Origin of the sequence: Vibrio tapetis subsp. tapetis, assembly GCF_900233005.1 — a bacterium.
In the GTDB taxonomy this organism is placed as follows: Bacteria; Pseudomonadota; Gammaproteobacteria; order Enterobacterales; family Vibrionaceae; genus Vibrio; species Vibrio tapetis.
Genome location: NZ_LT960612.1, coordinates 106,814 through 119,343, shown reverse-complemented (window position 1 = coordinate 119,343; position 12,530 = coordinate 106,814). Strand labels below are relative to the sequence as shown.

At 43.2% G+C, this 12,530-nt stretch carries 9 protein-coding genes; 4 read left to right on the top strand and 5 right to left on the bottom strand.

Annotated elements, in window-relative coordinates:
- Positions 1–26: 26 nt before the first annotated feature.
- The 3 genes from napA to napF are packed head-to-tail and all read right to left on the bottom strand — an operon-like array spanning position 27 to position 3,306.
- A complete protein-coding gene (napA, locus tag VTAP4600_RS17725; protein WP_102524138.1) occupies positions 27–2,516 on the bottom strand; it encodes a periplasmic nitrate reductase subunit alpha in 2,490 nt (829 codons plus the stop codon).
- Positions 2,517–2,548: 32 nt separating this feature from the next.
- Complete coding sequence (locus tag VTAP4600_RS17720) at positions 2,549–2,803, bottom strand: chaperone NapD (RefSeq protein ID WP_102524137.1); 255 nt, start codon at positions 2,801–2,803, stop codon at positions 2,549–2,551.
- Positions 2,804–2,814: 11 nt separating this feature from the next.
- On the bottom strand, positions 2,815–3,306 hold the full coding sequence (napF, locus tag VTAP4600_RS17715) for a ferredoxin-type protein NapF (protein WP_102524136.1): 492 nt from the start codon (positions 3,304–3,306) through the stop codon (positions 2,815–2,817).
- 434 nt (positions 3,307–3,740) lie between these two features.
- On the opposite strand from napF, the gene narQ reads away from it, so the two are divergent.
- From narQ to VTAP4600_RS17695, 4 genes are all read left to right on the top strand, one after another.
- Positions 3,741–5,465, top strand: coding sequence for a nitrate/nitrite two-component system sensor histidine kinase NarQ (gene narQ / locus VTAP4600_RS17710; RefSeq protein ID WP_102524135.1), 1,725 nt, complete (start codon positions 3,741–3,743; stop codon positions 5,463–5,465).
- Positions 5,452–6,087, top strand: coding sequence for a response regulator (locus VTAP4600_RS17705; protein WP_102524134.1), 636 nt, complete (start codon positions 5,452–5,454; stop codon positions 6,085–6,087). Before narQ ends, VTAP4600_RS17705 begins: the two co-directional genes overlap by 14 nt.
- 162 nt (positions 6,088–6,249) lie before the next feature.
- A complete protein-coding gene (locus VTAP4600_RS17700; protein WP_102524133.1) occupies positions 6,250–7,350 on the top strand; it encodes an autoinducer 2-binding periplasmic protein LuxP in 1,101 nt (366 codons plus the stop codon).
- Positions 7,351–7,359: 9 nt separating this feature from the next.
- Entirely contained in the window at positions 7,360–9,927 is a 2,568-nt protein-coding gene (locus tag VTAP4600_RS17695) for a LuxQ periplasmic sensor domain-containing protein (protein ID WP_102524132.1), read from the top strand.
- A gap of 64 nt (positions 9,928–9,991) precedes the next feature.
- On the opposite strand, the gene VTAP4600_RS17690 is transcribed toward VTAP4600_RS17695, so the two are convergent.
- Together VTAP4600_RS17690 and VTAP4600_RS17685 are read right to left on the bottom strand one after the other, a co-directional pair.
- Entirely contained in the window at positions 9,992–11,251 is a 1,260-nt protein-coding gene (locus VTAP4600_RS17690) for a hydroxymethylglutaryl-CoA reductase (protein ID WP_102524131.1), read from the bottom strand.
- 205 nt (positions 11,252–11,456) lie between these two features.
- The gene (locus VTAP4600_RS17685) at positions 11,457–12,371 is read right to left on the bottom strand and encodes a DMT family transporter (protein WP_102524130.1); all 915 of its coding nucleotides are present in this window, start codon (positions 12,369–12,371) and stop codon (positions 11,457–11,459) included.
- Positions 12,372–12,530 lie beyond the last annotated feature (159 nt).

Here is a 12,530-nt window from a genome sequence, read left to right as displayed (position 1 = left end):
TGATAGCCCGAGCATCTGACTAACAGTTATGCAATCTTAGTGATCTTAACCGGACATTTTTTAAAGTCGGTTTGCTTAGAAAGCGGATCTGTTGCATCCAAAATGAGTTTGTTAATCAAGATGCGTGCATCAAAGAATGGAACAAACACCAGTCCCTTTGGTGGACGGTTACGGCCACGAGTTTCAACTCGAACACGTACTTCGCCACGTTTGTTTGCCATCAATACTTCATCACCACGGCGCAGGCCACGAGATTTAGCGTCTTCTGGGTGTAGATAACACAATGCATCTGGAACGGCTTTATACAGTTCAGGTACACGGCGTGTCATTGTACCTGTATGCCAGTGTTCAAGAACACGGCCGGTACATAACCAGAGGTCAAACTCTTCATTTGGCACTTCTGGTGGCGCTTCGTAAGGTGCGGATATGATAAGCGCCTTACCATCTGGTTTGCCGTAAAACTCGAAACCAGCGCCTTTCTTAACGTATGGATCAGACCCTTCGGCAAAACGCCAAAGTGTTTCTTTACCATCGATAACAGGCCAACGTAGACCACGTACTGTGTGATAAACATCGTAAGGTGCTAAATCGTGCCCGTGGTCGCGACCAAATGCAGCGTATTCTTCGAATAGCCCTTTTTGTACGTAGTAACCGAAGTGGTGGGATTCGTCGTTCAGTTCTTGCACTTCTGACACGGGGAACTTATCCACTTGGCCGTTAGCGTACAACACGTCGTACATGGTTTTTCCACGGTACTCAGGCATTTTCGCTAGTAGCTCTTCAGTCCAAACTTCTTCAATTTTGAAGCGTTTAGAGAATTCCATTAGCTGCCACAAATCCGACTTAGCGTCACCAACGGTTTTCACTTGTTGATACCAAGCTTGAGTACGGCGTTCTGCGTTACCGTAAGCGCCTTCTTTTTCTACCCACATTGCGGTTGGTAGAATAAGATCGGAAGCTTGCGCTGTTGCTGTTGGGTATGGGTCAGAACATACGATGAAGTTTTCAGGGTTACGGTACCCAGGAAGACGTTCGCCATTAATGTTCGGTCCAGCTTGCATGTTGTTGTTACATTGGATCCAGTAGGCATTCATTTTGCCATCTTTCAACATGCGGTCTTGAAGTACTGCGTGGTATCCCGGTTTCGGCGGGATAGTGCCTTCAGGTAGCTTCCAGATATCTTCAGCAATTTTACGGTGCTTAGGATTGGCTACAACCATGTCAGCAGGGAGACGATGTGAGAACGTACCTACTTCACGAGCAGTACCACACGCTGACGGCTGGCCTGTTAGTGAGAACGGGCTGTTACCAGGAGTCGCGATTTTACCTAATAGTAAGTGGATGTTGTAAACAAGGCTGTTCATCCAAACACCACGAGTGTGCTGGTTCATGCCCATTGTCCACAAAGACATTACTTTCGTATTTGGATCCGCGTACTGCTTAGCAAGAGTAATTAGCTTCTCTACAGAGACGCCTGAAATTTCAGATGCTTTTTCAGCCGTGTATGGCGCTACGGATGCTTTGTATTCTTCAAATGTGATGCCAGTCATCTTGCCTGAGTTGGCGTTTTTCGCTGCAACTTGAAGAGGGTGCTCATCACGCAAGCCGTAACCAATATCCGTTGCAGTTTGCTTGAAGTTGGTGTGCTTGTTAACGAAGTCCCAATTTACGGCATCGTGTTCGATGATGTAATTTGCGATAAAGTTCGCAATAGCAAGGTCACTTTGTGGCTTGAAGATGTAACCTTCGTCTGCAAGTTCAAATGAACGGTGCTGATAAGTCGATAGAACGTTTACTTTAACATGTGGGTGACTTAAGCGACGGTCAGTAATACGAGTCCATAAAACTGGGTGCATCTCAGCCATGTTTGAGCCCCAAAGCACAAATACGTCTGCGTTTTCGAAATCGTCGTAACAACCCATTGGCTCATCGATACCGAAGGTACGCATGAACCCACCTACAGCAGAAGCCATACAGTGGCGTGCGTTAGGGTCGATGTTGTTTGAACGGAAGCCTGCTTTCATCAATTTAGATGCAGCGTAGCCTTCCATTACAGTCCATTGGCCTGAACCAAACATACCAACGCCAGAAGGGCCGTTTTTCTTTAGAGCTTCTTTCCATTTCTCAGCCATTACGTCAAAAGCGGTGTCCCAAGATACAGGAGCGAAATCGCCATTTTTGTCGTATTTGCCGTCAGTCATACGAAGTAGAGGCGTCTCTAGACGATCTTTACCGTACATGATTTTAGAAAGGAAGTAGCCTTTAATGCAGTTTAGGCCTTTGTTTACTGGTGCTTCAGGATCGCCTTGAGTCGCGACTACGCGACCTTTTTGAGTTCCGATTAAAACAGAACAACCAGTACCACAGAAGCGACAAGCTGCCTTGTCCCATTTTATCTTTGTTTCGTCTGAGCTCGCGATAAGATTGGTTGCCTTCGCGGGTAAGGTGATCCCCGCTACTGCTGCTGCAGATGCAGCCGCGTTTGCTTTAACAAACGCTCTTCTCGTCATTTTCATACATCACCCTCGGGTTACAATTCCAGTGTTTTTCAATCTAAGTCCGTTTCAATTTGGTGGTAAACCAAAGCGGTGCTTAGTACATGTTCTAAATTATTGATTTTATCGATGGTATCGGTCACAAAGCCTTGATTCTCTGTTTCCATTACCACAATGAGTTTTCCTTCTTCACTTTCCCCATAAATCTCAGCGCCCGGATAAGAGGCAATCTTAGATTTAGTCTCAGTTAAGTGGTCCGGTTTTACGTGGACGATTAAACTGGAAATGTGGACTTCGTTTAGTCCCATAGTTTTCTCTTTTATTTATTGTTTATTTTTATACTTTGCGTTGGGCATACTGCGACACATGCTCCGCAACCAGTACATTCATCTTGGTTCAATATTGGCTTCGCGACACTGCCAACACTGAGTTGAAATTTAATGGCCGATACTTCACATTGTTCACCACATGTTCTGCAATCGACGCCATTCAATGACAAACATTTGTTATCGATTTCAGCGCGGTATTGCCAAGGTTTTTCAGTTCGAGGCAAAAACAGGCTCTCTGGGCAAACATCAGCGCATTGCTCACAGAAAGTACATTCGTCTATTTGAAAGTCCACTTCGGGATAACCACCTTCACCTTTAATAATGATATTGGTTTCGCAACTTTCTAAGCACTTTCCACACCGCGTGCAATCATCTAAAAAAACGGATTCAGCTTTCAACCACGGCATGCGTAACGGTGCTGAAGTATCTATGTTCGCCTTAGGGCTTCGGCTGAATAATCGACGACGCGCAATATCTACCAAATCAAACCTCAAATTAACAACTAATTGATAATGATTGTTATTATCTTTATTTGTTGTACGTTGTTAATAATTAAATATATTCTGTATAACTCTAGTTTAATTTTTGATATTCGCTAATAAATACCCCTTAAGGGGTAAATAAATGTGATACTTGCGCTAGATCAATTTATACGGAAGATTTGGCTCACATATTAATCAAGAATTGAGCGTTGATTTTTTTACAATGTTCATAAAAGTATTTAAATGTGCAATCAGCCTTATATTTGGGTTTCAGCACGATATGCAAATGATTAATTAATAACGCGAAAAGTTGTACGTATACTGACCGTAAACGTGACTTGCCGCTGTGCGCTTCACAGTTTTTAATCCTCTTAAGCTGGACTGTGGTAGCTTGGTATTACACTGTCAGAAATTTGTTTTTATAAGGCTCGTTTGTGCGCATTAATCCACGTAGACCGGTTACGAGTACCGTTGCTCGCGCGATGTTTTTGATCCTGCTTTTATCGGTCATCACAACAGGATTTGCTTTGTTTACTTTGGCGTCCAGTTTGAGTGATGCCGAGGCGGTGAATGTGTCTGGGTCGATGCGGATGCAGAGCTATCGTCTGGCGTACGATATACAAGGTGAGTCTGCGTTGTATGAACACCATATTGACCAATTTGAACATTCACTCTATTCCCCGACCATGAGAGACTTACTTGAGTGGGACGTTCCAGACGAGATCACTTACCATTACCTTGCGCTGATTAAGCGCTGGGAAGTGCTGTCGGAGTTGTTGAAAGGGGCGGATCGTGAGCACTATATATTGCAAGTGGCCGATTTTGTCGAACAAATTGACCGATTCGTTTTGGAGCTACAGCGTCATTCTGAAAAGAAACTCATTATTTTGGGCTGGGTTGCAGGCCTAGGCTTAGGCGGAATTCTTATTATCTCGTTGTTTGTTGTGCACTTTGTTCGCAAAGAAATTGTGCGTCCATTGCGCTTATTTGCCAGAGCCAGTGAGCAGATAAAAAATAGGAATTTCAACATTGAAATAGGCATCGACGGGCATACTGAATTAAGCATGTTGGCCAAGACTTTTAATGCAATGACCGCTGACTTGGGGAAATTGTATCGTGGATTAGAGCAAGCTGTTGATGAAAAAACACATCGTTTACAGCACGCCAATCAATCACTAAAAGTGCTCTATGATTGTTCTCAGCAGCTGAGTGTTAGCCATTTATCGACAGAGCATTTCCAATCTATTCTGACGTATCTATCCAGTTTAGAAGGTATCAAAGCGGTACGTTTGATGGTGGGCAAAAGCAACGGTGGCGAATTTAATTTATCGTCCGGCGATCAAGATGGTGATACGTGGCATCACATGGTTTTGTCTTTAGATGGAGAATGGCTTGGGTCACTTGAGTGGCAAGCTGAGTTACCGTGCCCAGATCAGGCGCTCATTAACAATGTCGCTCAGATATTAGCGAGAGGTATTTATTACAATCGTGCGCAAAAACAAACAGAACAGTTGTTGCTTATGGAAGAAAGGGCGACGATCGCTCGTGAACTACACGACTCGATTGCGCAGTCACTTTCCTACTTAAAAATTCAGGTGGCATTACTTAAAAGGCAAGTGGCAACAGACTGCCAGACAGACGATTGCAACGGCGCAAGACAAGCGATAGGAGATATTGATCTTGGACTTTCGACCGCCTATACCCAGTTACGAGAACTGCTTAGCACGTTCCGATTAACGATCAAAGAGGCTGATTTTGGCGAGGCTCTTACTCAGTTATTGGTTCCGTTAGAAGATCAAACCCCCGCTTCGATTAATATTAAGAATCATCTGTCTTCGATTCAATTGAGATCGAATCATCAAGTGCATCTTCTTCAATTGATTCGCGAAGCGGTACTCAATGCAGTGAAACATGCAGAGGCTGACTCCATTTGTGTCGAGTGCGTCAATCACCAACAAGAAATTCACGTTAAGATTATTGATGACGGTAAAGGGTTTGATACCAGTAGCAATAAACTTAATCACTACGGTTTGAGCATTATGAACGAGAGGGCATCACGCTTAGGCGGTAAGTTATCTATCCAGAGTGACATCGGCGCTGGATGCAAAATTCATTTAGTATTTACTAACCGACAAGAGGCAGAAAATGGCGCAGCATAAAGTGTTAGTTGTTGATGATCATCCGTTGATGCGCAGAGGCATCACGCAGTTACTCAATTTTGAGCCAGAATTTGAAGTGGTGGCAGAAGCAAGTAATGGGGCAGATGCATTGGCTTTGGCCAACAAGCTTGAGCCAGACTTAATCTTGCTTGATTTGAACATGAAGGGTATGTCCGGATTAGATACTCTCAAAGCAATGAGAAATGAGTCCGTCGAAGGGATTATCGTTATCCTTACCGTCTCTGATAATCCATCGGATATTGACGCGTTAGTTAAAGCGGGTGCGGATGGTTATTTATTGAAGGACACCGAACCCGAAGAGTTGATAGGGCTAATCAAAAAAGCATTAGATGGCCATGAAAGCTATAGTGAATTAGTTAAGAAGTATTTGGAAACACGAGATGATAAACCGTCTCTGTCAGAATTACTGACTGAGCGCGAAATGCAAATTTTAACTGAAGTGGCTAAAGGGTTTCGCAATAAGCAAATTGCTGAACGGTTATTTATTTCGGAATCAACAGTCAAAGTTCATATGAAAAGCTTGCTGAAAAAACTAGAGGTTCCATCTCGAACTGCCGCGACAATTATCTATTTGGAGCACTTTGGCAGTGATATGAAGTAAGTGTAATATTGTGAAAAGGTGTTTTTGTGTAGGTTCTCTACTATTATTTGCTAAATTGATGTAACGATGACCAGTTAAACAAGCTGAAAGATTTTATGCTACATCTTTATCTTATTATCAACTATATTAATAACATATCACCTTTTTACAGGTAAAGCGTTTATGAAATGGCAGGGAAAGCTTATAAGTATGTTGGCATTGATAATGCCAATTAGTGCAACTAGCGGCCAGTTACTTTCCGGGTTCTGGGAGTATCAGGAATTTTTGTCTGAATTTCCAGACCAACAGGCTCTTACTAATCAACTTAGCCGTGCCGTTCGTCACGATGCCATTCCATTGGTAAGTGAACAAACAGAGCCGATTACCATTTCAGTCGTTTATCCTGGAGAGCAGATCTCAGATTATTGGCGAAGAAATATTAAGGCGTTTAGCCTTCGCATGGATGAGCTCGGGATAGAGTACAAGATTGACCAAGTTTTTACTCGGCCAACCGTGGATATTCGCCAGCAAAGTGTCTCTTTAATGGAAGCACTTCATAAAAAAAGTGACTATTTAATTTTTACACTAGACACGACACGTCATCGTAAATTTATTGAGCATGTCTTGGTTAATCGCGACACCAAGTTAATTTTGCAAAACATTACAACTCCCGTAAAAGCTTGGCAGGACAAACAGCCGTTTTTATACGTGGGTTTTGATCACGCAACAGGTAGCCGAGAACTGGCTAAGCACTTTCGTCAGCAATACGATGAAGGAAGTAACTATTCTGTGCTGTATTTTTCACAGGGCTATATCAGTGAGATGCGCGGTGACACCTTCATTTCAGCCATGGATGACTCTGATGTAAAGTACAATTTAAAGTCTTCGTATTATACAAAGGCGACCCGAAAGAGTGGATATGAAGCGGCGAAAGCGGCCGTTAACACCAATCAAGATCTCCAATTTATCTATGTTTGTTCCACTGATGTGGCTTTGGGAGCCAGTGATGCTCTAGCCGAGTTAGGGCGTACTGATATCGCCATCAATGGTTGGGGAGGAGGGTCGGCTGAGCTTGATGCCCTGATGACTGGAGATTTGGACTTAACCGTCATGCGAATGAATGATGATACCGGAGTCGCAATGGCTGAAGCGATTAAGCTCGATATTCAAAAGAAGCCGGTTCCAACGGTTTATTCTGGTGAGTTTGAGGTGGTGACTAGCGGTGATAGCGCAAGCAAACTCAACGAATTGAAACTCAAAGCCTTTAGATATTCTGATAGATAAGCCTAATTAATGCACTTTAAGAAGAAACATAAACTCGCAACCCTACTTATTCGTTTCATTATCTTGATTTTCCGGGTATTGATGATGGGCGTTGTGCTGTTTAGCTATCAGTGGTCGTCTAAAATCATTCAACAGGAAGTCGAACGAACTTCTTCTCAAGCTTCAAGTCTAATTCAGCATTTGTTTGACTACAAACTAATGACAATGCAGTCACATCAAGACAGCAATGCCATGAGTTTAACATTGCAAAACTTACTCGAAAGTGGGGCAGAGCGAGAGCTTGATTTTTTCTTTCTCGATGTCGAGCAAAGTGACCCAGTTAACTCCCCCGACTTTAGGTTTGTGACTGAGTTGAACGGCGATATTCGTTGGAGTGATGGCAACAGTTATTTTTACGGCCTAACGGACGACAGCTTGATTGGTTTTGCTAAGGATACCGATGCGAATAGCTTTTGGTCGTTTAAACACGAATCCAGTATTATGGGGATGCGTGATATCTTGTTGCGTCGCTCGCCAATCATCAGTACCAAAAACGGTCAGCTTTTAGGCTACCTGTACGTTGCTATGGTGCTTAACAATAACTTTTCTTTGATTGAGCAGATGAAAGAAGCGTCGAACAGTGATGGCATTATTCTATTGTCCGAAAACAATGCGGTTGCCGCTTCCATCTATGAAGACGACCCACTTTACGAATGGGTTTTGAAAGCAAAAGATGGCAACGTAGACGTCTATTTCAAAAATTATCTTTTTAACATAACAGATATCAAGATCCATGATGTGAAAACGCCACTGAGTGTCGCGATTGTGCAAAACAATTCGACGGTACAGTCGCTAGAAGACAGCTATAAATTAGGGCTCAGTATTTCTCTCGTCATCATGCTTTGCTTGGCATTGGTGATCCGCCAAATTATTCAACGGATTATTAACACAGAGCTGAGCAGTTTGATGGATTACGCCCGCAGTGCAAGTGATCACCACAATAATTTAAAATTCCAAGGTTCTAGTATCTACGAATTTGAACACGTAGGTACGGCACTCGAAGGTGCATTCAGTTCAATAAAAGAAAAAGATAAGTCGTTTCAAGATTTGTTTAACTTTTCATTGTCTCCGATCATCGTTTGGGGGACTGATGGCACGATCATGAAAATGAATCCTGCGGCGCATAAGGCACTGTTACTCGAAGATTTTGATGAAGCACTTGATGCATTTCAAAGTAAAGTCTCGCTATATCTTACTTTGGTTATGAAAGGTGAGACGGCAATGGGTGTGAACATTCCTATCGAAAACAAAACTTTTCGCTGGAATTTGTCGTCAATTGAAATGGACTCTGGTATTCACTCCATTATTGGCCAAGGGCAAGATATTACGGCGCTCATTGATGCTGAACAACAAAGCAACTTAGCTCGCTTAGAAGCGGAAAGCTCAGCTAATGCACGGGCTGATTTTCTTGCGAAAATGAGTCATGAAATCCGTACTCCGTTAAATGCCATTTTAGGAGTGTCTCAGTTACTAAAACACTCATTAACGCATACAAAAAACAAAGAACAGGTAGACTTGCTTTACCGTAGCGGTGAGCACCTTTTGACGGTTCTAAACGATGTTCTTGATTTCTCGAAAATTGAGCAAGGTAAGCTACATATAGAGACAAGCGACTTTGTGTTTACTCGTTTTGTTCAGCCTCTGGTTAATATCCATCACCAGCTGTGCCTTAATAAAAATCTTGAATTTGACGTGCATAATGACATTCCTACCGATGCGGTTATTTGCACTGATCAGGTTCGCCTAAATCAAATTATTCTTAATTTGTTGAGCAACGCGATCAAGTTCACCAGTTCTGGCAGCATTAAGCTTCATTTTTACTTTGGAGAAACAGACAACGATGGTGAAGCCAAAGCGAATGATCGTGTATTGTGTGTTGTCGTCCAAGATACTGGAATTGGCTTAACTGACGTTAGTATTAAGTCGATGTTTGAACCGTTTACCCAAGCAGAAAGAACCACGACTAGAGAGTTCGGTGGTAGTGGTTTAGGCCTTGCTATTGTCAAGAATTTGCTCGATATGATGGGTGGTTATATACACGTTGTTAGTACGCTAGGTCAGGGCTCTGAATTTAAAGTGACTATTCCGGTTGTTGTGTCTGAACAAGGCCAAATGGATACAGTTATAGAAGAGGCTAAGCACCATTATGAGTTATTTGAAGAGCCACAACGAGTGTTGTTAGTTGAAGATAACAAGAGTAATGCGTTTATCGCTCAAGCATTTTGTACTAAATACAATATGGACACGGTTTGGGTTGAAGATGGTGTCGCTGCTATCGAGAAGCTAAAGGTCGAGTCATTTGATTTGATTTTAATGGATAACCAAATGCCTAACATGGACGGGGTTGAAGCAACTCGGATCATTCGAAATGAATTGGGAATAGTCACTCCGATTTTCGCGTGTACCGCCGATGCGTTCGAATCAACCAAGCAAGCGTTCATGGACGCAGTAGCAAACTACATCATTGTTAAACCAATCAAAGAATTACCATTATTCGAAGCTTTGAGTTTCTATAAAGAGCGGTTCTTACAACAATAATGGTACTCTAGCTAACTGCTGTTGGAGCGTTAGTTAACTAGAGTAAGAATTCAACCAAGCTATTTTATCGAGCTAGCTTGTGGTGCGCTTTCGAAAAATGACCAGCACAAAAAGCGCCGACAATCGAGAGCTCTCCAGCCAGGCATATCGTCGCACATACTTCCGCTAAGGCTTGTGATTTTCCTGATCCAGAAAGCCCCATCAAATCCAAGCTTGCTTGTTGGCTTGGCAAACTCGTGCCTCCACCAACCGTTCCAACCATTAGGTTAGGCATTGTCACACTGGTATAGAGATCATTTTGAGGCGTGAGCTCCATGCGGGTTAAGCCTATCGCGGATTCGGCAACACATGCGGCATCCTGCCCCGTTGCGATATAGAAGGCAGCCAGCGCGTTTGCGTAATGGGCATTTATGCCAATAGTGCCGCTCAATAGCCCTCCGGATGTGGTCATTTGCCCAAAGCGAACCATTTCTTCCGGTGTCGTATGTAAGTATTTTTTCACCAGTTCTGCGGATAACGTAACTTCAGCAGAGACCTTTTTTCCCCTGACGCCTCGCATGGTGTGAGCGTTTGCTTTTTTGTCCCCGGACAAGTTGCCATCTAAGACCGCAAAAACAGGGTCGATCGGGCTGTGCTTAAGGATAAAATCAAACACAGTGCTAGTTGCTATCGTCACCATATTTTGACCGCTGGCATCACCTGTTGTGTATTCAAACACTAGGTAAACGTGATTGCCTTCTATATTGACGTTGATGTCTTTCAGTTTTCCGTGGCGGGTGGTTGATTCAGCCAATTGTCTAAACATGTCATATTGAGTGACTACCCAAGCAACAAACTGACCGGCCTGGGCAAGGCCACTGAAAGCAAAGCCAGGTGTTCTGGTTACGCCTTCATTGAGTAGCATAACGCTTGCACCACCCGCTGCCGTGATCAGTTGAGATCCACGATGATAAGAGGCAACAAGGGCTGCTTCAGTAGTAGCAAGCGGGATATGATAGTCACCTTGGGCATGCAACCCGTTAACCCTTAGAGGCCCGGCAACGCCGACAGGCAATTTGACGGTACCAATGAAGTTCTCAATATTCTTACTGAAAACGTTCATGTTCTCTTGAGTATGATCGTCTAATAACTGGGTTCTGGCGTTATTGTTGTTTAGCGTATGCCAGCGTTTTTCTACCGTTTTTACGCTAAGAAAAGGGGATCGTGGAAGCTTGTTTCTTACGGGCTCATGAACCGGGGCGAGCTTTTGTTCAAGCGTACTTGATGATTGTTCGCAGGTGAGCTCTAAGGGGGCATGGCTCAAGTTAAGGTTCAGTTTAGGCATAGCGTCATATATCAGGAGAACAGGGTGCTCGATTTTACCGTTCAGCCTACAGAAAACAAGCACTAGACAAACGCCGTTACACTAATCCGATGATCTGATGGTATAAGTGATTGAGTTGGCCCTACCGCAATCACTTATCATTCATGTTTTATATATTTAACATTGTTTTTAACGTACTTTTCAGGTTGATATTTCCATCATGATATTACGTGTTACTTGGTGTGTTTGAGTGGCTATGCGAAGAAGGTACCCAACGTTTTCGCATAATAATAATGCTTTGTGGGGTCAGCGATAACAAAATCATTCCCAGCATCAATGCGTATTGCACCAATGAAAATGTATTACCCATCAGTAACATGCCACCAAGAATCCCGGCGATCGGGTTGGCGATGCCGCCAAATGTAAAATCCACAACGGACATGCGTTGTAGCAGCCATACGTACATGCCATAGCCAAGGGCCGTGTTGAGTCCAATAACCCAGAGTAATCCGATGAAGTTTCGACTATCAAATGAGCTGAGGGCGTCGCGATAGGATTCTGGCGCGATCAGGCTATGAATTAGGGCTGCGATGCTTAAGAAAGTCCCCCCTAAAATGAGTTGCCATGTTAGTACCGTCCACCAATGGATTTTGGTGCCGAGTGACTTAGTGATGCTGCTGCCTACTACAATGCACATTATGGCTAACAGCATGGCAATAAGGCCAATGGGATCTAGTGAAATAGAGCTAGGATCGAATAGCTTCCATGCAAGGCTGACGATGCCAAAGCCACATACGGCTTGAATTGCGTTGGGCTTTGTTTTTTTGACTATCCATAGATACAACATGGCAAAGACTGGCACTGAAATCATACCAACACCAGAAATAGCCGATGGTAACGTCAGTGCCATGACAAAAATGAGGCTAAAAAATATGGCTATGTTGACGAACCCAAGTTTTGCAAGAGTAGGTAAGTATTGTCTATTTGGCAGTGATGGTTTTATGGCTAACAATATAAGACCAGCAGGCAGAGCACGCAGTGCCCCAAGAAGCAAGGGGGGCCAATCATGTAACGTGTATTGTGTGACTGAATAAGTCGTGCCCCAAAAAAAGGCCGGGATCATCGCAAGCAGTATATTCATGTTAATTATCTTTACGTGAAGTTATATTTGAACTGTACGCTTAAAAAAAGCACAAGTAAAGTATCTTTATGTGGAGATACCTTTGGTTAATACACTTTATCTGAAGTGAGTTTATGCTAAAGTGCTAATAAGAAAGCACAAACTTCTAGGTCAAAACTC

Excerpts from the sequence above, each read along its gene's own strand:
- napA (WP_102524138.1), bottom strand. The coding sequence starts at position 2,516 with ATGAAAATGACGAGAAGAGCGTTTGTTAAAGCAAACGCGGCTGCATCT.
- VTAP4600_RS17685 (WP_102524130.1), bottom strand. The coding sequence starts at position 12,371 with ATGAATATACTGCTTGCGATGATCCCGGCCTTTTTTTGGGGCACGACT.
- VTAP4600_RS17720 (WP_102524137.1), bottom strand. The coding sequence starts at position 2,803 with ATGGGACTAAACGAAGTCCACATTTCCAGTTTAATCGTCCACGTAAAA.
- VTAP4600_RS17695 (WP_102524132.1), top strand. The coding sequence starts at position 7,360 with ATGCACTTTAAGAAGAAACATAAACTCGCAACCCTACTTATTCGTTTC.
- VTAP4600_RS17690 (WP_102524131.1), bottom strand. The coding sequence starts at position 11,251 with ATGCCTAAACTGAACCTTAACTTGAGCCATGCCCCCTTAGAGCTCACC.
- VTAP4600_RS17700 (WP_102524133.1), top strand. The coding sequence starts at position 6,250 with ATGAAATGGCAGGGAAAGCTTATAAGTATGTTGGCATTGATAATGCCA.
- VTAP4600_RS17705 (WP_102524134.1), top strand. The coding sequence starts at position 5,452 with ATGGCGCAGCATAAAGTGTTAGTTGTTGATGATCATCCGTTGATGCGC.